Source organism: Pelatocladus sp. (assembly GCF_059505505.1).
This window is the reverse complement of record NZ_JCACKS010000239.1, coordinates 1-25,441: the sequence shown is the minus strand read 5'-3', so window position 1 is coordinate 25,441 and position 25,441 is coordinate 1. Positions and strand designations below refer to the sequence as shown.

At 39.9% G+C, this 25,441-nt stretch carries 21 protein-coding genes; 13 read left to right on the top strand and 8 right to left on the bottom strand.

Translation table 11 applies throughout. From position 1 onward, the window contains the following. Positions 1 to 268: 268 nt before the first annotated feature. The 4 genes from AC5JMK_RS23760 (at position 269) to rppB (ending at position 4,065) form a co-directional block, all read left to right on the top strand. Positions 269 to 1,216 carry a DUF8832 domain-containing protein gene (locus AC5JMK_RS23760; RefSeq protein WP_096675658.1) on the top strand — a complete coding sequence of 316 codons (948 nt, stop codon included), beginning with the start codon at positions 269 to 271 and terminating at the stop codon, positions 1,214 to 1,216. A gap of 239 nt (positions 1,217 to 1,455) precedes the next feature. After that, entirely contained in the window at positions 1,456 to 1,950 is a 495-nt protein-coding gene (locus AC5JMK_RS23755) for a DUF2808 domain-containing protein (protein ID WP_096675657.1), read from the top strand. Between the two features lie 50 nt (positions 1,951 to 2,000). Then, positions 2,001 to 2,705: a two-component system response regulator RppA gene (gene rppA / locus AC5JMK_RS23750; protein WP_495911163.1), complete on the top strand. Its 705-nt coding sequence runs from the start codon at positions 2,001 to 2,003 to the stop codon at positions 2,703 to 2,705. Further along, positions 2,692 to 4,065: a two-component system sensor histidine kinase RppB gene (gene rppB / locus AC5JMK_RS23745; protein ID WP_495911162.1), complete on the top strand. Its 1,374-nt coding sequence runs from the start codon at positions 2,692 to 2,694 to the stop codon at positions 4,063 to 4,065. Before rppA ends, rppB begins: the two co-directional genes overlap by 14 nt. 139 nt (positions 4,066 to 4,204) lie before the next feature. Here the strand turns inward: rppB and AC5JMK_RS23740 are convergent, their stop codons facing one another. Both AC5JMK_RS23740 and AC5JMK_RS23735 read right to left on the bottom strand, forming a co-directional pair. Continuing rightward, a complete protein-coding gene (locus AC5JMK_RS23740; protein WP_096675654.1) occupies positions 4,205 to 5,602 on the bottom strand; it encodes a UDP-glucose dehydrogenase family protein in 1,398 nt (465 codons plus the stop codon). A gap of 225 nt (positions 5,603 to 5,827) precedes the next feature. Beyond that, positions 5,828 to 6,760 (bottom strand): UDP-glucuronic acid decarboxylase family protein, encoded by a 933-nt coding sequence (locus AC5JMK_RS23735; RefSeq protein ID WP_096675653.1) that lies wholly within the window; start codon positions 6,758 to 6,760, stop codon positions 5,828 to 5,830. Positions 6,761 to 7,622: 862 nt separating this feature from the next. Between AC5JMK_RS23735 and AC5JMK_RS23730 the strand changes: the two genes are divergently transcribed. Further along, complete coding sequence (locus tag AC5JMK_RS23730; protein ID WP_096675652.1) at positions 7,623 to 9,152, top strand: esterase-like activity of phytase family protein; 1,530 nt, start codon at positions 7,623 to 7,625, stop codon at positions 9,150 to 9,152. A gap of 138 nt (positions 9,153 to 9,290) precedes the next feature. Here AC5JMK_RS23730 and AC5JMK_RS23725 read toward each other — a convergent pair whose 3' ends face one another. The 3 genes from AC5JMK_RS23725 to AC5JMK_RS23715 form a co-directional block, all read right to left on the bottom strand. Beyond that, positions 9,291 to 9,938 carry a DUF3318 domain-containing protein gene (locus AC5JMK_RS23725; protein ID WP_096675651.1) on the bottom strand — a complete coding sequence of 216 codons (648 nt, stop codon included), beginning with the start codon at positions 9,936 to 9,938 and terminating at the stop codon, positions 9,291 to 9,293. Positions 9,939 to 10,005: 67 nt separating this feature from the next. Beyond that, the gene (locus AC5JMK_RS23720; protein WP_096678901.1) at positions 10,006 to 10,572 is read right to left on the bottom strand and encodes a type III secretion system chaperone family protein; all 567 of its coding nucleotides are present in this window, start codon (positions 10,570 to 10,572) and stop codon (positions 10,006 to 10,008) included. Between the two features lie 296 nt (positions 10,573 to 10,868). Beyond that, complete coding sequence (locus AC5JMK_RS23715) at positions 10,869 to 12,044, bottom strand: hypothetical protein (RefSeq protein WP_495911161.1); 1,176 nt, start codon at positions 12,042 to 12,044, stop codon at positions 10,869 to 10,871. A gap of 68 nt (positions 12,045 to 12,112) precedes the next feature. Here AC5JMK_RS23715 and fghA point away from each other — a divergent pair, with 68 nt between their 5' ends. From fghA to AC5JMK_RS23700, 3 genes are all read left to right on the top strand, one after another. Beyond that, positions 12,113 to 12,955 (top strand): S-formylglutathione hydrolase, encoded by an 843-nt coding sequence (gene fghA / locus AC5JMK_RS23710; protein WP_495911160.1) that lies wholly within the window; start codon positions 12,113 to 12,115, stop codon positions 12,953 to 12,955. 774 nt (positions 12,956 to 13,729) lie between these two features. Continuing rightward, positions 13,730 to 15,943, top strand: a complete 2,214-nt coding sequence (glgP, locus tag AC5JMK_RS23705) for an alpha-glucan family phosphorylase (RefSeq protein WP_096675648.1) — start codon at positions 13,730 to 13,732, stop codon at positions 15,941 to 15,943. Positions 15,944 to 16,095: 152 nt separating this feature from the next. After that, the gene (locus AC5JMK_RS23700; RefSeq protein WP_096675647.1) at positions 16,096 to 16,905 is read left to right on the top strand and encodes a Tab2/Atab2 family RNA-binding protein; all 810 of its coding nucleotides are present in this window, start codon (positions 16,096 to 16,098) and stop codon (positions 16,903 to 16,905) included. 545 nt (positions 16,906 to 17,450) lie between these two features. Here the strand turns inward: AC5JMK_RS23700 and AC5JMK_RS23695 are convergent. Then, positions 17,451 to 19,964 (bottom strand): putative PEP-binding protein, encoded by a 2,514-nt coding sequence (locus tag AC5JMK_RS23695; protein WP_495911159.1) that lies wholly within the window; start codon positions 19,962 to 19,964, stop codon positions 17,451 to 17,453. Positions 19,965 to 20,617: 653 nt separating this feature from the next. Here AC5JMK_RS23695 and AC5JMK_RS23690 point away from each other — a divergent pair. Both AC5JMK_RS23690 and AC5JMK_RS23685 read left to right on the top strand, forming a co-directional pair. Further along, positions 20,618 to 21,100, top strand: a complete 483-nt coding sequence (locus AC5JMK_RS23690) for an MgtC/SapB family protein (RefSeq protein ID WP_096675644.1) — start codon at positions 20,618 to 20,620, stop codon at positions 21,098 to 21,100. 230 nt (positions 21,101 to 21,330) lie between these two features. Next, positions 21,331 to 21,729 carry a hypothetical protein gene (locus AC5JMK_RS23685; RefSeq protein WP_096675643.1) on the top strand — a complete coding sequence of 133 codons (399 nt, stop codon included), beginning with the start codon at positions 21,331 to 21,333 and terminating at the stop codon, positions 21,727 to 21,729. A gap of 102 nt (positions 21,730 to 21,831) precedes the next feature. Here AC5JMK_RS23685 and AC5JMK_RS23680 read toward each other — a convergent pair whose 3' ends face one another. Further along, the gene (locus AC5JMK_RS23680) at positions 21,832 to 22,269 is read right to left on the bottom strand and encodes a peroxiredoxin (protein ID WP_096675642.1); all 438 of its coding nucleotides are present in this window, start codon (positions 22,267 to 22,269) and stop codon (positions 21,832 to 21,834) included. 158 nt (positions 22,270 to 22,427) lie between these two features. Between AC5JMK_RS23680 and AC5JMK_RS23675 the strand changes: the two genes are divergently transcribed. The 3 genes from AC5JMK_RS23675 (at position 22,428) to AC5JMK_RS23665 (ending at position 24,833) form a co-directional block, all read left to right on the top strand. Further along, positions 22,428 to 22,832, top strand: coding sequence for an Npun_F0494 family protein (locus AC5JMK_RS23675; RefSeq protein WP_096675641.1), 405 nt, complete (start codon positions 22,428 to 22,430; stop codon positions 22,830 to 22,832). Positions 22,833 to 23,101: 269 nt separating this feature from the next. Continuing rightward, on the top strand, positions 23,102 to 24,580 hold the full coding sequence (gene cobQ, locus AC5JMK_RS23670) for a cobyric acid synthase CobQ (protein ID WP_096675640.1): 1,479 nt from the start codon (positions 23,102 to 23,104) through the stop codon (positions 24,578 to 24,580). A 13-nt stretch (positions 24,581 to 24,593) separates the two neighbouring features. After that, positions 24,594 to 24,833, top strand: coding sequence for a 2Fe-2S iron-sulfur cluster-binding protein (locus AC5JMK_RS23665; RefSeq protein ID WP_096675639.1), 240 nt, complete (start codon positions 24,594 to 24,596; stop codon positions 24,831 to 24,833). 104 nt (positions 24,834 to 24,937) lie between these two features. Here the strand turns inward: AC5JMK_RS23665 and AC5JMK_RS23660 are convergent, their stop codons facing one another. After that, entirely contained in the window at positions 24,938 to 25,384 is a 447-nt protein-coding gene (locus tag AC5JMK_RS23660; RefSeq protein ID WP_096678899.1) for an SRPBCC family protein, read from the bottom strand. Positions 25,385 to 25,441 lie beyond the last annotated feature (57 nt).

The following is a 25,441-nucleotide window of genomic DNA, read 5'->3' as shown; positions in this document are numbered from 1 at the left end:
AAAATCATTTCGGCAGACTCAAAAATCATTTCGGCAGACTCAAAAATCATTTCGGTAGACTCAAAAATCATTTCGGCAGACTCAAAAATCATTTCGGCAGCCTCAAAAATCATTTCGGCAGCCTCGTCTTAACCACAGATTACTTATTAAGGGCGATGTCCTGATATTTTAGGATTTCATGCAAATTTCATAATCGAATGGCAGACTAATAGTAAATAACCAAGTTCACCAACAAAATATTCCATTTGACAATCAAACCTGTAAACAAATGAAGAGAATTTTTACTGCACTAGCTATCACTTCAAGTCTTGTTCTCACTCAAGCTTGCGCCTCACAAGTAAAATCTTCACAAACAAGAGAAACATCAACTTCTAATACAAATGCCATTGCGGATGCGAATTCCCACGCAGGTCACAATATGGATCATTCCAAAACATTAGGAACTAAGGAAAACTCTCATGTCGGTCACAATATGGGAAATGACCACAATGAGCATTCAGGTCATTCAAATTTAGAACCTGCAAATGCAATTGCGGAGCTTACACTTCCGACTTCAATTGTTCCTAAAACTCCTGTATCTTTAACAATTGATATCAAAGATAAAAACGGAAAATCAATTGCTAACTTTGACCAATTTCAAGAAAAATTAATGCATTTAATTGTTGTTAGTGATGATTTACAATCTTTTCAACATATTCATCCTACATATAAAAATAATGGACGCTTTGAAGTTCAAACTGATTTTCCTTATCCTAGCAATTACACCCTTTTCAGTGATTACAAAGTAGCGGGAAAAGCAGAACAAGTTTCAATTCTAAAAGCACAAGTTCCAGGACAATCACCAACTACGCCAAAAATTGATTTAGCTACTACTAAAACATTTGGCAACACTAAAGTTAACCTGAAATTACCTCAACCCACAATCAAAGCTGGACAAGAGATTCATGTAATTTTCAATTTACAAGATACCGATACTAATAAATCACCCACAGATTTAAAACCTTATTTAGGAGAAAGAGGACATTTAGTCATCCTCAAGCAGTCATCGCCATTAACACAAGCAGATTATATCCATGCTCATGCGATGAAAAATACTCCAAACGATGAAATTCATTTTATGACCAGTTTTCCGAAAGCTGGAAAATATAAAATGTGGGGACAGTTTAATCGAAATGGCAAAATAATTACTGCTGATTTCTGGATAGATGTGCAATAATCATCTCAAATTTCACCTCGATTTCATCATGACTTGTCATGCTAGTAGATAGAGGGGATATACATACTTCTTTAGTATTGGCTAAAAGTTAGCTATCTAGTTTATTCCAAAAACTGGATGAACATAGGGGTAGTTAAGTATAGCTTTAGTAAATTTAGATGTATTGATTAATCACAGGTTCATTATGCATGGATGAACCTAAAATTTAGCTGTCAAAATTGGAAAAATGAGGAATAAATATGAAAAAATCACTGATTTACACTGCCGCATATACTCTCAGTATAACAGCTTTAATTTCTGTGGGCTATGCAAATGCTAGTGAAAAAGATAGTACTCTTCCCCATATTGATGGAAATGTACAATTTCCTCTCACGCGTTGGGGAATTGGAGGAAATTTTAGACATAGTTTCCGATTACATGTTCCCAAAAATAGTAAAGCTGTTACCCAACTACTAATCAAAATCCCAGAAAATGTAACTGTGAGTAATGACATTAAAAATATTGATATCGTAGATGATAATGAACATAAAATTAATACTAATGTATCTATAAATGGTAAAACCATATTACTAGATTTTACCGAAGCAGTTGCCCCTAATACTAAGTTTGATGTTGACCTTAATAAGATAAAAAGACGAAATATTGGTAATGGTTATGTCTACACTTTTTCAGCTAAAGAGGTTGGCATTGATGCAGTAATTCCTATAGGTATAGCGTGGTTTCGTCTCTATTAAATCAGAAAAGATTTAAACTGATCATTGACAGCCATTGACAGATGTATTTTATGAGAGTGTTACTAGTCGAAGATGAACCCGATTTAGGTAGTGCAATTAAGCGAACTCTCACCCAGCAGAAGTATTTAATTGATTGGGTAGTTGATGGTAATGATGCATGGGCATATTTAGAAAATAGCTGGACACAATACACACTAGCTATTTTTGATTGGATGCTACCAGGAATATCAGGATTAGAGTTGTGCAAGCGACTACGTTACCATAAAAACCCTCTGCCTGTGTTGATGTTGACAGCAAAAGATAGCATGGAAGATAAAGTTGCTGGTTTAGATGCAGGTGCAGATGATTATTTAGTGAAGCCATTTGGTATGGCAGAATTATTAGCGCGGTTGCGTGCTTTGCAAAGGCGATCGCCTCAATTTCAGCCACAGGAATTAACGGTGGGTAAGCTGACTTTGGACTATGGCAATAATATAGTTGTCAGTAAAAATGCTGGAGGAAATAAACAGGAAATTTCCCTGACTAATAAAGAATTCCAGCTACTAGAGTATTTTATGAAACATCCAAACCAAATTATTACTACTGAACAAATTCGCAATCAGCTTTGGGAAGTGAATGCAGAACCTATTAGTAATGTAGTAGCAGCTCAAATACGTTTGTTGCGTCGCAAACTAGTTAACAGTGGCTCTGGAAACACGATTGAAACTTTGCATGGTATGGGATATCGTCTCAATCTTAAGGATGAATCAGAATAAACTGTTTCAATTAACACGCTTGCATTTAGCTCTGTGGTATGCTCTGGTTATGGCCTTGATTTTAAGTGTATGCGGCTTTGGTATCTACAGAGCGATCGCTCATGCTCATTGGGTAACATTAGACCGGGAAATAGAATCAGTTGCGGGAACATTACACGATAGTATTGAACTAAAATTACAACAACCAGGTCGATTAGAACCAGTCATACAAGAGCTTCTACCAAATATCTGTGTGGTAGGAAATAGATGTACTCCAGAGCCATCAAATTTACGACGCCATACTCTAAGCGCGATTAATCAAGGTCACTATTATGTACGTTTTTTTGACAATTCTGGACGTTTGTTTGCTATAGCTGGTTCTGATCCAAAAGCATTGTCATCTGAGTTTAACAAAGAATTATGGCAGACTTTAAAAGACAGTCAAGGTAAGCTTTATCACCAGATTTCTTTGACATTGCATACTCAAAGCAATGATGATTGGGGGTATCTCCAAGTAGGGCGAAGTCTGGAAGATTTTAATAGTTATTTAGATGCAGTGAAACTCACCTTAGCATTAGGTTCACCAATTGTTATCGGTCTAGTTGGTCTTGCTAGTTGGTGGCTAGCAGAATTAGCAATGCAACCAATTTATAAATCTTACAGACAAATTCAGCAATTTACAGCAGATGCTGCACACGAGTTGCGGACACCTTTAGCCGCAACCCAAGCAACTGTGGAATCAGCACTTTTTATACCACAATTAGATCAAACAGAGGCACGGGAAATTCTGCAAAGCATACAACGTCAGAATCAACGACTCACTACTCTGGTGACAGATTTATTACTGCTAACCAGATTAGATCGTCAAACTGTGCCATTGCGACGTGATATTTGCTGTTTAAATGATATTATTGATGACCTAATAGAGGAATTTGCCGCATTGGCGATCGCAGCAGGAGTAACACTGACATCTACACTACGAATATCAGATCCTGTGAATATTGTCGGTAATGGAGATCAGCTTTATCGGCTTTTTTCTAATTTAATTATTAATGCTATTCAATACACACCATCAGGAGGAAAGGTGACAGTTTGTTTAGATCGCAGTGACCATCATGCTGTAATTCAGATAGAAGATACAGGGATTGGTATTCCTCAAGCAGAGTTGTCACGAATTTTTGATCGCTTTTATCGGGTAAATTGCGATCGCTCTCGTACTACTGGCGGTTCTGGATTGGGATTAGCAATTTCGCAAGCAATTGTCCAAGCACACTACGGTAACTTGAATGTACAAAGTGAATTAACTAAAGGTAGTACTTTTACTATTAAGTTACCGTTCAATATCCGCCCACTTAATAGTGTTCGCTCTATTTATTTATAAAAAAGACACACAACAGTCAATACGGTTAATTTTGGGGTTGTAGAGACGCGATATATCGCGTCTCTGGTGGGTTTAAATGCCAATCTATTTCTCTTATCCGAACCTGAAGTACCCCAAGTTGCGCGTCATCTGAAAAATTTTACCGACCGATGCCAATATACTGAAAGCCAGATCTGAGCATCATTTCAGGATCGAGGAAATTACGACCATCAATCATGACGGGGTGGTTCATCAATTTTGCCATCTGAGCATAGTCAAGAGTTCTAAACTGCTGCCATTCAGTGACAATTACTAAAGCATCGCAACCATCGGCTAGTCTTTGTGGATCGGTTTCTACCAATACACCAGAAAGACCATCCCGTAAACCAGATTGGGAAACAATGGGGTCATATGCTTTGACTTTGGCTCCCAATCGATTTAACTGCTCAATCAAGTTAAGTGCTGGGGCGTCACGCATGTCATCGGTATCAGGTTTAAAGGTCAGACCGAGTAGTCCGACTGTTTTACCTTTGAGAATTTTTAGAGCTTGCTGAAGTTTTTCAACAGCAATCAAGCGCTGGCGTTCGTTGACGCTGACTGTGGCTTTGAGTAGTTGGGCTTCGTATCCGTAGTCATCGGCGGTGTGAACCAGTGCTGAGACATCTTTGGGGAAGCAAGAACCACCCCAGCCAATACCAGCATTCAAGAATTTATTTCCGATCCGAGAGTCTAAGCCGATACCTTTGGCTACTTGGGTGACATCAGCGCCAACGCGATCGCAAATGTTTGCAACTTCATTAATAAAACTAATCTTGGTTGCTAAAAAGGCATTAGCAGCATATTTAATCATTTCTGCTGAACTCAAGTCTGTCACCAACACTGGTAATGGAGGTAAAGACTGATCTTCAGCATATTTACGCTCTACAATTGGAGCATATAATTTTTCCATCATCGCGATCGCTTTAGAGCTATTACCACCTAAAACAATGCGATCGGGGTTAAAGGTATCATAAACGGCTGAACCTTCTCGTAAAAACTCTGGGTTACTGACTACATCAAACTGGGCTGTAATTTGTGGTAATTGTTCATCATCATGTCCTCCACCACCACCAGCAGGTACGAGTGTTTTTTGACGTTCAGCAATACCATCTAGAACTATCATCCGTACCCAGTCACCAGAGCCAATCGGGACAGTAGATTTATTGACAATTACTTTATAGCCACCATCAAGGTGAGTACCAATTCCACGAGCAACAGCTTCCACATAACGAGTATCGCTTTCACCAGTCGGTAGAGGTGGTGTTCCAACAGCGATAAACAAAATTTCTCCGTGGCTGACTCCGGCATCAAGATCACTTGTAAACTGGATTTTGCCATTTACAATGGCATTCTGCATAATTTCTGAGAGTCCAGGCTCGAAAATAGGTGATTGCCCAGACTTCATTAGCTTAACTTTTTCTTCGTTATTATCTACGCAAATCACATCATGACCAATGTGAGCCAAGCAAGCTCCTGTTACTAAACCAACGTAACCAGTACCAATAACACAAACACGCATTTTGCTTAATTCCTCACTTTGTTTGGGTTTAAATTTTCAAAAACGAAGTTTTCTGCAAATTTGTCATTTGTCAATAGTTACAGCAGGGAACAGGGAATAGGGAACAGGGAACAGGGTTGAAAGTCTCTTGGTATATGGCTTTGTTTTTAAAATTTGTACTTCATTTACCTGAAATCTGCTGTATTTGTGATTTGTTCAAAGCTATTGGCTATTGACTATTGACTATTAACCATTTTTTATACGTTCGCGGAAATCTTCTACTGTCAGTTTTAACCCTTCTTGTAGTGGAATGGTAGGTTCCCAATTTAACCAAGTCTTCGCTCGATTAATATCGGGACGACGGCGGCGTGGGTCATCAGCAGGTAGTGGCTCAAACTTAATCTGTGCATCAGGATTAACAATATTTTGTACAGCCTGAGCCAGTTCTAAGATTGTGTATTCGTCGGGATTTCCTAAATTAACTGGTCCAATATATTCATTATTCATGAGTCGCATCAGTCCTTCTACTAAGTCTGACACGTAACAAAAACTACGTGTTTGCGATCCTTCTCCGTATACTGTTAATGGAACACTTCGTAATGCTTGAACGACAAAATTACTGACTACCCGACCATCGTTTTCTAACATGCGAGGGCCATATGTATTAAAGATCCGAGCAACTCTAATATCAACTTTGTTTTGTCTGTAATAGTCAAATGCTAAGGTTTCAGCGATACGCTTGCCTTCGTCATAGCATGAACGCAGTCCAATTGGATTCACACTACCCCTGTATTCTTCGTTTTGGGGATGAACTTCTGGATCACCATAAACTTCACTTGTGGAAGCCAACAAAAAGCGCGCTTTCACACGCTTTGCTAACCCCAACATATTCAGCGTACCCATGACGTTGGTTTTTACAGTTTTGACTGGGTTGTACTGATAATGTACTGGGGAAGCTGGACAAGCTAAATGGTAAATTTGATCTACTTCTAAGCGGATTGGTTCGGTGATGTCATGACGAATAAATTCAAAATAAGGATGATCTATCCACTTGAGGATGTTGCGTTTATGACCTGTATAGAGGTTATCTAAGCAAATTACTTCGTGTCCATCAGCTATTAGTCGGTCGATTAAATGTGAGCCAATAAACCCAGCACCGCCCGTCACCAAAATTCTCATAGTTTTCCAGGTATTTACGATATTTTTAGCCGCGATCGCGCTTATGCTTAGAATACCCATAATGGGTATTCAAATACAGCACAAGCTTGTGTACTCACAAAAATATTTTTTGAGCAAATTTTTTGGATGTGAGTATTTATCTTAATTTAATTACTAAACAATTCTTTATGCAAAGTTATCAAACAAATTTTGTAAATACCGAACAATCAATAAGATTTCATGAAATCTTCAAGTAGATAAAGATTTTAAATTAGTTTAGTGGATAGGGGTGTAGCATTTGTACGGGTATCTTTAAATTTAAAACTAAATATATTCATACAAATGCTTCTCCCGTACAGTTGTTAGTGGTGAACACTTCAGAGTTCTTATAATTTAGGACTTTAGTCATTACCGAGAGTTTCTCACACTCATATAAATAAATCGAAGAAGTTCGGATAAGTAAATGTCTACATTACACTTTAACCCCACAATAAATACTATGGTTATTTAAGTATTATCAATTACTTGAATATGAATAATTATTTTTTATAAAGTATCAAGAAATACATCAGACTTCCTACAATAATTACTCAATCTCATGAGCAAACTGGAATGGATATTTTCTTATATCAGTAAATTTCTCATTTTATCTAACAGTTTAATAAACAGCAGAAACTTCCCTATGTTACACGTAAATACGTAGCATAATTTATATGCGATCGCTCTCTATCACCTTATATTTAGTTAATTTTATAAAGATAAAACCAAGAATTAAGTAAAGTTTGTAAAATTTTGGTGTAAAAAACAGTACTGAGTTTAATGGTTAACCTAGCCTTAATACGGTAGCCCAATGCTAAAAATAGTCACATTTTAAATATTAGCAATGGTTCAATTTAGACATTGGCTTTCCGTACTCACCTGCTCGCTCGCTGTAAGTGTTACTGGATATGCAACATCTGCTTATGGTATCTCCCTCAGTGATACCTTAATTATTCCCGGTAGAAGTACTGATTTATATCCCTACGATGGTAATAGTGCCAATCAAAACCGCTTAGGATTTTTCTCAGATTTGTACTATGATCGCACGAATAATGTCTACTACGGTTTGAGCGATCGCGGTCCTGGTGGCGGTGTAATTCCTTACGAAACACGTGTACAAAAATTTTCCCTTGATGTTAACCCAATTACCGGGAAAATTAGAAAATTTAGAATTCTAGAGACAATTGTCTTTAAAAAAGATGGTCAAAGCTTCAATGGCTTGAACCCAGAATTACTCAACAGCAATAAAGCAGTTCTTGGTCAGAGTTTTGATCCAGAGGGGTTTGCAGTCGCTCCCAATGGGAATTTTTACATTTCCGATGAATATGGCCCCTCTGTTTATGAATTCAGTCCCAAGGGTGAATTTATTAGGTCATTTGTGATTCCAGATAATCTAATTCCCAAAGCTGGAAGCACTCTCAACTATGTCGATGGTCGCCCAACGATCACAACTGGACGCCAAGATAATCGGGGTTTTGAAGGACTAACTATTAGCCCAGATGGCAAAAAGTTGTTCGCTATGCTACAAGATCCATTGGTGAATGAAGGCGTAGATAATAATGGCAAGAACGACGGACGCTACAGCCGCAATCTCCGGTTAGTAGAATTTGATACTGCTAGTGGACAGAGTACGGCTCAATACATTTATCAACTAGAAAGCTTAACAGATATCAACGATCGCATTCCTGGTACTGACAATGATTTCGGACAAAATGCCCAAGGCCGAAATATCGGGATCAGTGCCATCACTGCTCTCAATGATCAAGAATTTTTAGTTTTAGAAAGAGATAATCGCGGGTTTGGGGTAGACGCGCTGAATGATTTAGCTGATGATCCCACTGACACCCCTAATCCTGTTGCAAGCAAGCGCGTTTACAAAATTAGCCTTGTCGGTGCAACTGATGTCAGTAACACAAGTCTTACAGGCATAAACACTTTACCACTGGGTGTAAATCCGGTTAGTAAAACTTTGTTTTTTGATGTAGCGCAAACTTTGAATCCTGAAAATCCTGGTGACTGGACAAAGATACCAGAAAAAATGGAAGGCCTGACAATTGGCCCTAAACTCAGAAATGGTTCCTATGCCTTACTAATAGGCACTGATAATGACTATAGCGTCACCCAAAATGATGATGACGTGCAATTCGATGTTTGCAGCAACAAAGATGCTAGCAGTGTTAGCAAGGTAACAATTGACACTTATTGTCCGAGAGGTCAAGGGTTAGTTCCTGGTTTCCTCTATTCATTTAAGGTGAACGCTACGGAACTAGGTAACTTCAATCAAGCGAAAAATCCACCAAAATCAACTACAACTGCTGGGCTAGTTCTACTGGGGTTAGCTGGTGTTTGGTTGAAGCGGCGACACGTTGAATAAGTGTTTTGCACAGCAGATTAACTTGTGAAGGTTGATGGAGAGATGGGGAAATAGGGAAGTATCAAGAGTGGGGAGGTGCTTGAAATAGAAATTCTCCCTTGTCCCCCTTGTCCCCCTTGTCCCCTTCCCTCGATTTTGCTAATATATCCCTTCATCCACAGTAGTCTTGGATTTTGCTCTGACTTTATTAGCACTGCGTTTGAGGGCTGAGAGTCGTCCTTCGTATTTAGAACGTTGACGCTTGCTAGGAGTCATATCAATTAGGGTTTTTAAAGCGCTACCTAAACTTTTATAAGCGTTGGGAAGACTGTATCCAAAACGAGTCGCTAAGGCGATCGCTTTTTCGTCAGCTTCAATAAATTCTCTAAGTTGCTTTTCCCCATTGTTTTTTTGATAAAGTCGCCAGCCAGAAACACCGCACAGTGCTAAGGCTAACAACAGCAATAAAACATCCTGTACCCATAATTCGCCAACAGCACCACCCAAACCGATGGCCAAAGCTGCCATTTCCCAACCATCTTTGGGAATGGTATCATTTTGAATGCGCGCAACTTCATGCCAGAACACTAAATTGCGCTGATCCATTGCCAGCGTATCCCATTTCACCAAGTCAATTTGAATTTCTACTTGATCTTTGCCAATTTCTTCGCAGCGAATTAGGGGTGGATTTACTTCTGTTGTACCTTCAACAGTTACCCAACTTTGCAATTCTGGTGGTAGCAAACCCTTAAGACGCCGGAGTTCACTCATTTCTGCTTTAGCAGAGGAGGTTGCATAAGATGTCATAATATCCAACCCTAGAAAACTTTCAGTATATTGAGCGTATCACTTTGGAGTATAGCTATTTCATTACTCATTCGGCTGATTCGTTCGGAAAACTCCCCCGCTTTTTACGGGCTTCCATTGCTTTCTCCAAAAGGTCTAGCAATCCTGGTGCTTCTTGTTGAATACTTAATAAAATTCTTTCTCCTAGTTCTACATTACCTGGATCATGACCTGTTTCCATCACCTCTTGCAAACGAGGTATGGCGACATTATCAACAAGCTGAATTAAGCCACTCAAACAACGGTTAAATTGTTTTTCTGTGAGAATCGAATCTTCCAAAGGGAACTCGATAATGGCACGAATTTCACCATCGGAAGGATCATACTCCCATTGCAGCATTTTGGTTTCCCAGGATATTGCTAGCATTGTTTGGAGAATGGCTGCTTTATGGGGATGATCTTGCACTCCTGCCAAAACCTGTGGTGCAAATAGCCGAAAAAACTTCCCATCCTCATCTAATTGGACAACAATGAGAAAGTCATCGACATTATCACTTTCTACTCCTGTGATAATACGGTCTTCTTCTTCATCTACACGATAATCCCAACCAAGGTTATCTAAGTAATTGCCAATCTCTACCAGATCAACAGCCATAAAAGCCTCATTGTAAACGGTAAAACCGCTGTTATCAGACCTAGTGTAACCTGCTAGCAGCATGGGTATAGCGTGGAAACGCTACGTTTTATATTATGTTTAACTGTTAATTAAATTACAGTTAATTTCTATAAAGAGAATATATCATTTTGAATTTACATCTGAATATCCAGCAATTTCAATTGTGGGTAAACCAGGCAAAACGCTTGATTTTTCCAACCCTCATTAGCAAATTTAGTTTACCCTATCTCTTAATTACCTGTTCCCTATTTCAAGTTAGTTATTTTTATTAGTATTTAAGCGCTACTACGAACATTTTTAAACATTCCATTTTCCACTTGATTAATTGCTGACATAATTCCATTTTCGGGATTATCTAGCAATGATAATTTGACTTGTTGTAAATAATCACTAATTGCATCTCTTAAGATGGGTTTCTCGACTGCTACTGTATGGTTAAAATCCCATACATCCCAGATAATAATACCAACTCCTACAATCGGATCTAGTAATTCTGCGCCTAATTTTGCAGCAACTGCACCACCAGTTTTAGCAGCCATTTTTGCACCAGCTTTCCCAGCAAAAGATGTTACAAGTTTACTACCAACTTTTGTGACAGTGGGAATCATGGCTTTTGTAAGTAAATAAGCACTACCTCCAGTTAAAATTTTTAAAGATAAATTAGATATATTGCCTTCTGTATCATTAACAGTAATCGCAATATCACCGAGATAACGTTCCCAATCTCCTTGAGGAATCTTATAACTACTTTGGATATCAGCAATATTTTGACTCAAATGAGCAACATAAAAATCTATAGTATCTTTAGTGATATTTTCTAATTCCAATTGAGCGACTTTAGGTCTGAGAACACGTTTGGCAAATTCTGTTTGAAAATTCTCAGTTAATTTTTCGGCTACTGCTTGTGTAGGCGAGGGATTGTTTGCATTTGTCCAGTGAGTTACGGCTGAAGTTAACCACACAAATGGAGTGCTAAACTCTAGCTTTTTTTGATTAAAATAATTAAAATACCAATCTAGGAAGCTATGATCAACGCGAGTCATTAATTCATCAACCCACTGATCTAATTTTGCAGAAGCGAAACTCTGAGATTGAGAATGAGCATTGGTAATTGCAGTGGCGATCGCATCTTCTATTCCTGATGGTGGAGCTTTTTTCTCAACAATCACTACTTTATCTTTTATTGGTTGAGTAATAACCTGATCTTGTGGTGATGAACCTGCAATCAAAAATTTACCTAGCAACGGAATCAGCACAATAATAATCACAGCGACCCAAACATATGGGGTTATGGATTTAATAAATTCACTCCAAGCTCGAATGCGATCAGTTTTATGAATGTAAGATATCTTTTCATTCGTTTCTTCGGGCTTTTGTTCGGTATTTTGTCCAGTTATTGATGATTCTGGAACAGATTTTGAGTCAAATATATCCTGTTGTTCTTGGTTCATAGTATGTTTTTAACTGAATCTAAACAGCCTCCTTCACTCGTAAGTTTAGCTAATTTAACCAATAAAACATGTCTGTTGCTCTGATTTCAGAATCAAAATGCTTTGATGGCAAACTCAGCTTTTATCGCCATCCCTCTATTAGTTGTAATGGTGAAATGCGTTTTGCTGTTTACCAACCACCACAGGTAAATACAGAACCAGTACCTGTGCTTTATTTCCTCTCTGGTTTGACTTGCACAGAAGAAAATTTTATGGCGAAAGCGGGAGCGCAACGCTTTGCAGCAAAGTATGGCTTAATGTTAGTAGTACCAGATACTAGCCCCCGCAACACTGGAATTCCTGGTGAGGATGAGGACTGGGATTTTGGCACGGGTGCAGGCTTTTACATTGATGCTACAGTTGAACCGTGGGCTTCGCATTATCGCATGTATAGTTATGTTGTTGATGAATTACCTGCTGTAATTGCCGAAAATTTCCCAGCCATACCAGACAGACAAAGCATTTTTGGTCATTCTATGGGTGGACATGGGGCGCTGATTTGTGCTATGCGAAATCCCCAAAAATATAAATCTGTCTCAGCTTTTGCGCCTATTACTGCACCAATACGTTGTCCTTGGGGACAAAAAGCTTTCAGTCGCTATCTTGGTGAAGATCTAGAAGCTTGGCCTGCTTACGATGCTAGCGAGTTAGTCAAGCAAGTAGGATACCATAGTCAAATTCTGATCGATCAAGGTACTGCGGATAAATTTTTACCTGAACAATTACTTGTGGATACATTTGACAAAGCTTGTGCGGAAGTAAATCAACCTTTAAATTTGCGTTATCAAGAAGGCTACGATCACAGCTATTACTTTATTGCCTCTTTTATTGAAGATCACATCCGTCATCATGCGATCGCTCTTTTACAATAGACCTCTGTGAAAACTAATGTAGAGACGCGTAGCAAGATCCCCAGGGTAATTTCGCGTCTCTACAAGGATTTTGGGTAACGCAGAATTAATTTCTGGAGATGTCTAATACAGCAAAAGTAGAGACGCGATATATCGCGTCTCAGATTCTGAATGTGTTACAAACATTTTTTGAATCGGTCTAAATACTAATTTTTATTATTACTTTTATGGTAGAATTACTGGAAATTAACAAAAAGTAGTTTCTAACAATAAAATATTAAAAAATAATTTAATTTAAATTTATAAATACAAACTTAAAAATCATTAAATATAATTTTTTTATACACATAATCAGGCTAAATGTTCCGAAATTACCCTGAACCATCTCTTAATTTTAAAATCCACAATAAACTTAATTTATTTTTGGTTTTTTAATTAAATATTATTTTTTAGGACTCTCTTTGATCAGACATCCTAGTTGAAATGTTGTGGAACCTTGACTTTGCATGATTTCAAAGCAGAAGATAATTAAATAAAACTTAAAAATATCAAAAATAAGTTAAAACAATGTCAATAAAATTGAAGTATAAACCTATGCAAATCGGCACAAAAAGCAGGATGATTTAATTTAAGTTAAAAACGAAAAAGCAGAAACTTTGATCAGGATTTTTTGATTAACCACTGTATGGCAATAAATAAGTTAAACAGTGAAATGCTCCCCGATGACTGATTAAAATAGTCGCTTTAATTGTCGTGATTAACTAGTAAACTTACAAATCTAAACAAACAATAATTATGACTAAAAGTATTGCAATGACCGCAGCGCTTCGCTTGAGTGAAAAATTGCCTTTGCCACTGCGACGCTTGGCAGATTTGGCTTACAACTATTGGTGGTCTTGGACGAGCGATCGCATTGCTTTATTTCAAACTATCGATCCTCAAGAATGGGAACGTTGCGGACATAATCCAGTAGCAATATTAGAATCAGCAACCTACGAACGCCTCACCCAGCTTGCAGAAGACCCGTTTTACCTCAAGCAAATTTCTGCCCTCGCCAAAGAATTCGACGAATATATGACCAAAAAGGACACTTGGGTGAACCGAGTCGCACCGCAAGTTTCCACTGAAAATCCTATTGCTTACTTTTGCGCCGAGTTTGGTATTCACGAATCCTTACCCGTCTATTCTGGCGGTTTGGGTATTCTTGCAGGCGATCATCTCAAATCTTCATCCGATTTGGGCGTACCAATGGTTGCTATTGGCTTGCTGTATCGTCAAGGTTATTTCCGACAACGCTTGAACCGTGGTGGCTGGCAGGAAGATTATTATGTGGATAATATCTTCCATCGTATGCCCATAGAACTAATTAAAAACGAGCAAGGGCAACCACTCACCATCGAACTAGAAATTCGTCAGCGCCGGGTGAAAGTACAAATTTGGCAAGTACGAGTTGGGCGAGTCACCCTCTATCTTTTAGATAGCGATCGCGACGACAATGATCCCATTGATCGTTGGTTAACTGGACACCTCTACGGCGGAAATCAAGAAACTCGCATCGCCCAAGAAGTCGTTTTAGGAATTGGTGGTGTCCGTGCTTTAACAGCTTTGGGAATCCAGCCATCCGTCTATCACCTCAACGAAGGACACGCCGCCTTCTGTACCTTAGAAGTTGTCCGCCAAGAAATTGAACGTACTAATAAATCCTTCTACGACGTAGAAACAGATGTACGTAAACGCTGTGTCTTCACCACCCATACACCCGTTCCCGCCGGACATGATGTCTTCTCTCCAGATTTAATGGACTCGTTCTTCGCCCACTACTGGCCACAACTACGCCTTTCCCGCGAACAGTTCTTAGCATTAGGCGCACGCCGACTCGGTGATCCTTGGGAACCTTTTGGTATGACTGTTTTAGCATTGCGGATGTGTCGCACTTCCAACGGTGTCAGCGAGTTACACGGACGAGTTTCCCGCCAAATGTGGACAGTCATGTATCCCAATCGATCTGAAGATAACGTCCCCATCGGCTACATTACCAACGGAGTCCATGCACCAACTTGGACAGCTCCCCTAATAGCAGAATTGTACAATCAGTATTTGGGAACTGATTGGAAAACCCATGCAGTTGACCCCAAAATGTGGGAAAAAGTAGACGATATTCCCAACGAAGAACTGTGGTGGCGACATCAAATTCTCAAAGAAAGACTTGTTGCTCACACCCGCCATAAAGTTAAGAAAGCTAGAGAAGGACGAGGCGAAGAATACCAAAACATTCAAGCCACTGATACCTTACTAGATCCCAAAGCACTTACCATCGGATTTGCTAGACGCTTCTCACCATACAAACGCGGTCATTTGCTGCTGCGTGACATGGAACGCGCCTTAAGAATTTTTGGTAACGCTGACCGACCCGTACAAATTATCTTCGCAGGCAAAGCACACCCCGCCGATGAAGAAGGTAAGCGAATTATTCAACGCTTAATGGAGTGGTGCAAACACCCAGCCCTCACCAACCGCGTTGCTTTTATCGAAGACTACGACATCTACACCGCCCAAAAACTCGTCCAAGGCGTCGATGTTTGGTTAAACAATCCCCGTCGTCCCCTAGAAGCATCCGGTACAAGTGGACAAAAAGTCTGCTTCAACGGTGGTATAAATTGCAGCGTCCTCGATGGTTGGTGGTGCGAAGGCTACCAAGCCGATGCCAACGGTAAAGGCATTAACGGTTGGGCAATCGGCGAAGATGCCCACACCAGCGATCAAGAACTACAAGACCGTATTGATTCGGAATCACTGTATAAATTATTAGAGGAAGAAATAACTCCCCTCTATTACAACCAGGATGCTAACGCCATTCCCCACGGTTGGATACAGATGATGAAGGCTTCCATAAAAACCAACGCACCACTGTTTAACACCGATCGCATGATTGCTGACTATGTTTCCCAGGTATACGTCCCAGAAATTGCTGTGACAGTACCGCCGATTTTAGCCAAAGTATTGGTCTAAGAATTAATGAACCACCCTTCGGGTTCGCCACCTTGCCATCGTGACGGGAACCGCCAAGACGGCAAGTGGACTCACCAAGACTCTAAGACACAAAGAAAAGCTATTTCGTGTCTTTGTGTCTTTGTGGTTCACTTTTTTTAATATGGTGAATTATGGTGATTTGGCAAGCTGATTTTTATCATCATCGCCAACAACAGGCAGCAGGACAAGTTTTATGGGAGTTGTTGATTTGCGATCGCGATCGCAGTTTTCAGTATGAAGCAATTTGTCCTCAGTCTCAGGTGAATTCCAGTTGGGTAACTGCTCAGTTGCAACTGGTTGCGGATGGGAAATTACCAGATGTAATTCAGGTATTTCGCCCGCAATGTTTGGGTTTAATTGAGGAAGCAGGACGCAGTTTAGGTATCAATGTTGAACCGACTCGCCGCACTTTTGCATTGAAACAGTGGTTGCAAGAAAAAAATTATCCCACGGTAGTAGATAAACCGCCACCTACGCCATTACCGGAAAATCTCTGGGGTGAAGAATGGCAATTTGCAACTTTGTCAGCAGGTAAGGTGGTGGAAGCGTTTGCAGAACAGCCTATCCCGATTTTGGTAATACCGGAGTTTCTGCAACCGATTAATTTGGGTTTGGCGTCAATGGTGTCAGTTCCTGGTGTAATAATTTATGGGGGACGGCAATCAATGCGTTTAGCACGGTGGTTGCAACAAACGCGTCCTGTGGCATTAAGTTATGTTGCGGGTGCGCCGGATGGGTTGGTATTGGAAGCTAGTTTGGTGGATAGATGGATTTTAGCGACGTTTAGTGATCTAGAAGTAGCAGCTGCGGCTAAGGTTTACGAACAACGCAAGCAGGAAAGTCACGGATTACACTTTTTACTAGTGCAGCCTGATAATTCGGGGATTACTTTCAGTGGTTTTTGGTTATTGCGTGCGGAAGGAATATTGATGAACAAGTGACATACTCCTACACTGTATGCAAGCATACAGTGTAGGCTTCTCATCCAATCCAGCTATTGCTTCGGAGGCGATGAGCTTTGCTTTAAGTCCACGGAATGCCCTACCGCAGACTATATAATTTCTACCTTGTACCCTACAAATTCTTACTGCCCTGGATGAAATGCTGGCTTGTTTGCGCTATAGGACAAACCCGGAGGTGATTTGTATTAATCAAGATGTGCCTACTTACTTTTATGCTGTGCAACGGAGTCGCTTACCAATGGTCGCAATGCCACTGGGCAGAGGCTTATCAGACACCAATACGGGTGAAGCTAACCAATCTTATTGTACCAAATTATGAAATATTTTGCTCGCTTCCTCCATGTCCTCTTCCCTCGCCTCCAGCATTGGTCAGAGGACTGTCGTCCGGAACGCTCGCAATTCATCTCATCACCTTCCTTGCGGATAGGTGATGAGATGAATTGCTGCTCAAGCTAAACTAATTCTCTATGACTGTTCCCTGTTCCCTGTTCCCCATTCCCTGTCTCCATTCCCTGTTCCCTTTATTACATTTGTCGCCGTGCGGCTTCTAAAATTAGGCGTTGTTCAGCACGTGCGATCGCTTGATATGTCCTTGCTACTGCTTCTGGTTCTACGGAAATAGAGGTAATACCCCATTCGACCAAATGCTCTATAATTTCTGGATACAACGCAGGTGCTTGACCACAAATAGAGCAAGGTATTCGTAATTCTCTGGCTGTGCGAATTAGTTGAGCTACAGCATTCATAATTACTGGGTGACGTTCGTCAAATGCTTTTGTAAACTGTCCTTGCTCTCTGTCTACTCCTAATAGTAGTTGGGTTAAGTCATTAGTACCAATTGAAATTCCTTGGACGCCAGCTTTGACGTATTCTGGTAGTAGAAATAATACACTTGGTACTTCTGCCATCATCCATAATTGAAAGTTAGGTATTCTATTTAACCTTGCTTCTTTTACTTTTTGACGACAAAAGTCAAATTCTTCGACTGTACGCACAAAAGGCAAAATTAGATGAATATTGGTATAACCAGCTTGCTGTACATTTGCTAAGGCTGCTAATTCCAACTCAAAAACAGCAGGATTGATCAAATAGCTGAATGTACCGCGTTCTCCCAGCATAGATTGGGGTGAAGATTGTAAATTCTCGCTGTTTGATTGTAATTCACGCGATCGCCAGTCTAATGACCGATAAAAAATAGGTCGTGGGGCAAAGGCCTGGGCAAACTGTAAAATTTGTTCGTACCATCGCTCTAACAGTACATCTTGACGTCCATTGGTTAGCCAATTTAGGGGGTGCTGTCCTTCTAAAATATTGAGTACCATCAATTCTGAACGCAATAATCCTACTCCATCAATGGGCAAAGAAAGCACTTGCTCGATCAAGCTAGGCTGACTTAAGTTAATTAGCAGCCGGGTAGCAATCATGGATTCGTTTGTTGAGGAGTTAGTTGTAGATGAAATAGAATTGTGGTTTGTTGTTGGAGTATGATGAAAACCTGGATTCAAAGCTGCGGAGGATTCGCCGCCATTTTGTAAAAGTGGGGAGACTCCTGCACGTAAGTAATTTCTGTTCTGTAGACGTTTCGCTGCTTCTGTTAGAGATGCAGAATGGTTTGAAGGTGTCGTGTGATGAGGAAAGGAGAGAAAAGGCAAAAATTGATCTGATTGTCTGTTGTCAGTATCCTCTGGTTGTACTTCCGTATTCAGGCGGTAAATTTCTCCTTTATCACCATCCATTAGTAGTTGTTCGCCACTATGAATCACAGTTGTAGCATTGGCTGCGTTGACTACTGCTGGAATACCTAATTCTCTCGCTAGAATTGCCGCGTGGCTTGTGAGACCTCCATGCTCCGTGATAATACCTACCAACTGTTGCAATATGGGCAACCAATTTGGTGTGATGGCTGGTGCAACTAAAATTACTCCTTTGGGTAGTTGTTCTGGTTTTTGTTGAGAATGGATAACATGAGCAGATGCTGTGATCTTTCCTGTTGCTGCACCTAGTCCTTTGATAAAGTGAATATTGGAAACTCCTGAGTGGGGTAGGCTAATTTGCGTTATGTAAAGTTTTGCCGATGGGGTTTGTTGAGAAATTGTCCACTCTAAGGTGAGGTGTTTACCTAGTTCTTTGACAAGTTGATTTGTCAGTCTGATGAGTTGTTGCAAATATTCTTCTGGTAAAGCATATGCTTGTTGTTGCGCTTCAGTGAGTATATATACTTGCAAACCAGAGTCGTCTTGTTTGGGCAATGATATTGATGTGGATTGCAGATCAACGCCAGAACTTTCATTATTAATGCAATAGGCGAGTAGCTTGTATCCCAACTGTTGCTCTTGAACAATGCTAGTTTCTGGTTGAATATAGTAGACATCTGGCAAAACTTCACCGTGGGCGATCGCAATTCCCAGCCCACAAGAGGCTTGAATTTCCCAATGAGAAGAGTTGGTACTCACTAAACCACTGGCAAGTGCATTGTGGATTGGTTGTACCAAAACTGCTAATTTAATCTGTTGGAGATCAATTCCTGCTTGTTGCCAACATAAAAGACTTCTAGCACGAAATAACTGACTCCAAGTTCGCTTGAGTGCTGAGGCGATCGCTTCTAATTCGCAGTGACAAATTTGTGAGTCTAGCAAACCAGATATATTCGCAACTCCGTGCTTACCTGTAGGGAGTGTTAAACTTGGGCGAAAAATCAGATATTGAGTTTCCCATTTTTGAGTTGCTTGAGAGATCGCAGTTAATAACTCAGATGATACAGCTGCGCTAATAATTTCTTGACGCAACCGTTCAGCTACCTGCTGAAGCTGGCGCCAATTACCAACATCTAAGTGCAATGAAGAATTTGGTAAGTCAGCAATTAATGCTTCTGAACTGTTGAGATTTTCTAGAAATTCTCGCAAAACTGATGCTGGGATGACAAAACCAGACAGCACCGGATAACCACGCTGCATGATTCTGCTTAAATAAAAAGCTTTATCACCAACTTCGGCGCGATCTAGCAGTTTAATTTGCTCAAGCCAATAGAGTTTGTCCACTCAATTAGTCAGTTGTTGGTTGTCGGTTGTTGGTTGTTGGTTGGTGATTGGTGATTCCATAGACGCACTAGCAGTTTTTGTTGGAACTACCAAACAATCAACAAAGAACAAAATCCTACTAAAACTAAATTTCAGCGTCTACGTGTTACTAGGACTAGCGGTAAAGTTTCTAGAAATCTATCCAAGTTGAACAAATAGACAACTTGTTAACAGGTTTTCTAGTTTTCGGTGTTGCGGTTGAGTTTATACTGAAAGAATACTAAAGACTAAATATGTATAACTTGCGTTATTATCCCCCAAAATAGCCGCAGCTTTCACATAACTGTTAGTTTACATATTTTGTAAACTAAACAACAGGTAAGTAGATTCACTTATCCTTGAGTTTGAATTTTTAGTACTATAGGTTGCTGGGCATTTTAGAAACAAAAATCTATATCAAGAATCTTACCACAACACTACAATTACCAAAGTTTTGAGCAAGACCATTATCCAATAATGATTATCCGTGCTAAAGAAAAACAACTTCCGAAAAATTTGGAAAACATTAACTGAACAAGACCAAGAACTTGGAGTATTAGCCGCTAAATTTGGTAATTTAGTTGAAATGGCTACGCTCACATTCTGCAAAGGATTTCCGACATCAGTATAAGTGCATGATACCACAGGTTTTAGTATCGCCAAATACATTTTTTCTTGCACCTAATGATTGGGCTAACATTACTTTTAGACTATGCCTAGCAGTATTTTTTGGGGGAGTAATTGGCTTAGAACGTGAACGTAGACGCAAACCAGCTGGTTTGAGAACTCATATGTTGGTGAGTGTTGCTTCGGCAATTTTTGTCCTCGTCATCTTACAAATAGACATAGAACCGCAAGATTACAATGGACTCAGCCGCGTTATTCAGGGTGTAGCTGCGGGTGTCGGATTTCTAGGTGCTGGGGAAATCTTGCGAGAAACTTCAGACGAAGAATCCTCAACAATAGAAGTTCGTGGACTTACTTCCGCAGCAGCTATTTGGACTTCTTCTGGATTGGGGATTATAGCTGGATGTGGTTTGTGGCAATTAGGATTACTTAGTATTTTTGTGTCTTTTTTTATTCTTTATATTATGAAAAAATATGAAAGACGTATTTGATTCCCCAATCTTAGATCAATTTGAAAAAACAATGGGACAGTTGACTTACAGAACTATTATGCACCAAAGAGTTTTCCAATCCAAAATCTATAGACGCGATCGCAGCTTCAAGGAAGAGTAATCCAAAATCCAAAATGGTATTAGACCTGAATCCTTACTAACAAACAACGATTTGAGTTATTTAAAATAGAAGCATCATGAAATTAAAATTATGTGGGGGGTAAATCTGCATGAAAATCTCATTTCTGCCACTTAAGCTACTTGTTGTTAGCACTTTAGCAGGAATTGGCTTTATTTCTTTGCTGATGCCAAAACCTAGCCTTGCTGAACCAAGCGAAGTACCAAATTTACAAAATTACGATCCGCAGAACAATACAGACGACCCATACAACAGCAACAATAACCCTTTTTCTACCTCCAACACAAATGATGGTTTTGGCGTGTTCAATTTAATTCATCGCGCCAATTTAAGTGTGCCGGATTTGGATGTAAATGCACAAAACCAACAACTTGATGAAGCAACAGAAGCTTTTAAAGCTAGACAACGAGCAGTAACACAACAAAACAAACAGCAGACACCAAGTTCGCAGATAATAACTCCAAGAGTGAATACTACTCCAGCTCCATAAACTTTGTTTGGTGTGTTTTAGTTGAGCTAAAAGTCAATTTTAAATACTGAGTTATATCATGCAGGGAACCTGCAAAGGCTCACAGGTTCCCTTTAACTCTATCTATAATCCCAAGGTAGCTAGAACATCACTAGCATGGGTAGACGTATTGACACTAGAGTCAACATGAACAATTTTACCGTTGCCATCAATGATGTAGGTAACACGCTTGGCGTAACCGCCACCATCAACATCGTAGGCTTTAATTAAGCTGCCGTTAGTGTCAGCTAGTAATGGAAAATTGAGATTATATTTTTGGGTGAATGCTTGATGCGAGGCTTCATCATCTGCACTTACCCCTAGTACCACGATATCTTTGCTTGTATACTGCTCGTTAGCATCACGGAAACTACAAGCTTGCTTGGTGCAGCCTGGAGTGTCGTCTTTGGGGTAAAAATACAGAACAACTGTTTTACCTTTGAAATCAGATAAAGAAACTGTGTTGCCGTTAGTGTCTTTAACGGTAAACGCAGGTGCATCTGTCCCAACTGCTAGAGGCATAGTTTACCTTTCCTAAATTTGAAATTACTGATGCATCTGAAATTTTACAATAATTTACAATCATTACAGGAAAATAAAAAAAGAAATCAGTCAACAATTATCAGTTATTAATTGGTAACTGTTAACTGATAACTGATAACTGATAACTGGAAACCAAAATGTCTGCTGTTGATGCTCGAAATCAGAAAACTCTGACATATCCACCTAAGACCATAGAAAGAGCCAAGCGATCGCTACTTTGTTGTCCTTTTAATTTTGGTTTATTTGCAGTGATGCTTTCACAGAGGATCGCGATGAGTGAAATTGTTGGCAATTCTGGTGTTAACAAAGGCTACACCAAAGCTTCTTTGTCTGAATTAAGAGCAGACAATTCCTTAGCATGGTTAATCCAAGTAGGTGTACTGCGACGTGAAGTTGATGGTCAAGGAATTACAGATAGTTTTCGCCTCACACCCCTTGGTCGTCAGATAGTAGAAGAATGGGAGCAGCAACCATTGCCGACTTTAACATGGGGCGATCGCATTTTAGATTTTGTGGCTCGTTGGTTGAGAGTGCCATTTTAGCTCTATCCATCAACCAATTTTGAGGTGAAAAGTTAGGAGTCGCACTGAGACGGGAACAATATGTACGGAAGTCTCAACTGCATTTATGAAGTCTTTACTATGTCTTTGTAAATTTATATGAGATATTGCGTAAGATTATCGTTTGTCCGATGTCATTTGTCATTTGTACAACGCTGATGACAAATCACCAATGACCAATGACTCAACCAGCATAGCCATATTAGGCTTCATGCTTTTAAGATCACACCGGATTGGAAAAATATTTGAATATGAAAGCAATTATGGTGGTGGGAACAACATCCCACGCAGGGAAATCACTGTTAACGGCGGCTATTTGTCGTATTTTGTCGCGGCGCGGCTGGCGAGTGGCTCCCTTTAAAGGCCAGAATATGGCTTTAAATGCCTATGTCACAGCTAATGGTGGAGAAATTGGTTACGCCCAAGCAGTACAAGCCTGGGCGGCTGGGGTTATACCTTGGGTAGAAATGAATCCGATTTTACTCAAACCCCAGGGTGATATGACTTCCCAGGTGATTATTAAGGGTAAAGCTGTGGGAAAAGTCAATGCAGCAGATTATTACGAGCAATATTTTGAAGTAGGATGGCGGTCAATCGAAGAGTCTCTACAGCATTTGTCAACAGAATTTGACTTGTTGGTTTGTGAAGGTGCTGGTAGTCCGGCGGAAATAAACCTCAAGCACCGTGATTTAACTAATATGCGAGTGGCAAAATATTTAAATGCTCCAACTTTACTTGTAGTTGATATTGATCGGGGTGGTGCTTTTGCCCATGTAGTTGGAACCTTGGAATTGCTGGAACCAGAAGAACGTGCTTTGATTCGTGGTGTCGTTATTAACAAGTTTCGAGGACAGCGATCGCTCCTGGAATCTGGTATAAAATGGTTAGAAGAACGCACAAATATTCCGGTAATTGGTGTAATTCCATACTTAGAAACTGTCTTCCCCGCAGAAGATTCCTTAGATTTGTTGGAACGTAGATCATATAAATCCAGCACAGACCTAAGTATTAGTGTAATTCGCTTACCCAGAATATCTAATTTTACCGATTTTGATCCATTGGAATCAGAATCAACAGTGATGGTAAAATACTTAAGTCCTAAGCAAGAATTAGGACATCCAGATGCTGTAATTCTCCCAGGTACAAAAACATCAATTGCTGACTTGCTGTTACTACAAAGAACTGGTATGGCAGAAGCAATTCAAAACTATGCGGCAGCAGGTGGTACAGTTTTGGGTATCTGCGGTGGTTTTCAAATCCTTGGTCAAATGATAGCAGACCCAGAAGGTATAGAAGGGCAAGCAGGTAGATTTCAAGGTTTAGGACTATTACCCATTAAAACAGTAATCACAGGACAAAAAATCGCTCGCCAGCGTCAAGTCACCTCAAATCATCCGCAAATGGGTTTACCTGTGACTGGGTTTGAAATTCATCAAGGGCGATCGCGCATTGAAACCCAAGGCATAGATTCCCAATCTTACTATCCTTTATTTGACGATCCGAATTTAGGATTAGTGGATAATTGCCAATCAGTTTGGGGTACTTATCTCCACGGTATATTTGACAATGGACCCTGGCGTCGTGCTTGGTTAAATCGCTTGCGTCAACAACGAGGTTTAAAATCTCTGCCTACAGGTGTTGCTAACTATCGAGATCAGCGCGAAAATCTACTAGATTCCCTTGCTACAGAAATTGAACAGCACCTAGATTTGACTCCTTTGTTGTCGTAGTAAGCTAAAAATTATGACTGTACGCGTTCATTTTTTACCAGATGATGTTACGGTTGACGCTCAAGTGGGAGAACCCTTGCTCGATGTTGCTGATCGAGCAGGGGTGATCATTCCCACTGGTTGTCTGATGGGTACTTGTCACGCTTGTACAGTGGAACTAGATGATGGAGAAATCATTCGTGCTTGCATTAGCTCAGTTCCAGACGAATGTGAAGAATTAGAAATCAATTTGTTTAGCGATCCAACGTGGTAAATGAAATATGAAGGATGTAGACGCCCTTGAAGGCGGTTTCCCATAGGTCATGATGAGGTAGAAGTATTTTTTATCTTTAATTTTTTACCTTCAACCTTCAGCCTTCATCCTTCACCCTTGGCTTTTAAAGCGTACTGCTTGAACCGCTCTAAATCGGCCTTCAGAGTTGATTCTACTATTCGTCCTAAAAATAAATTATCCATGATTTTGCCGAGGATACCAGGGATAGCATAGGCAGCAGTAAGTTTAACGATACTACTGGTATGGCGATCGTAAAAACGAATAGCTCCCCGATTCGGTAAACCATCGACAGATTCCCATTGGATGATTTGATGAGAAATTACCTTAAGAATCCGAGATTTCCAGGTAAATTCAAAACCACCAGATTTCAATGTCCACAATGATATATCTGGGTTATCTTCAGGAACTTTCACTGAATCAATCCACTTCATCCAGCGAGGCATTTGCTCCAAATCAGACCAGAGACTCCATACTAAATCTATAGGAGCCTCTACTTCCACTTGCACAGTATGTTCTAACCAATCAGACATTAGATTTTGGATTTTGGATTTTGGATTTTGGATTTTGGATTTTGGATTTTGGATTTT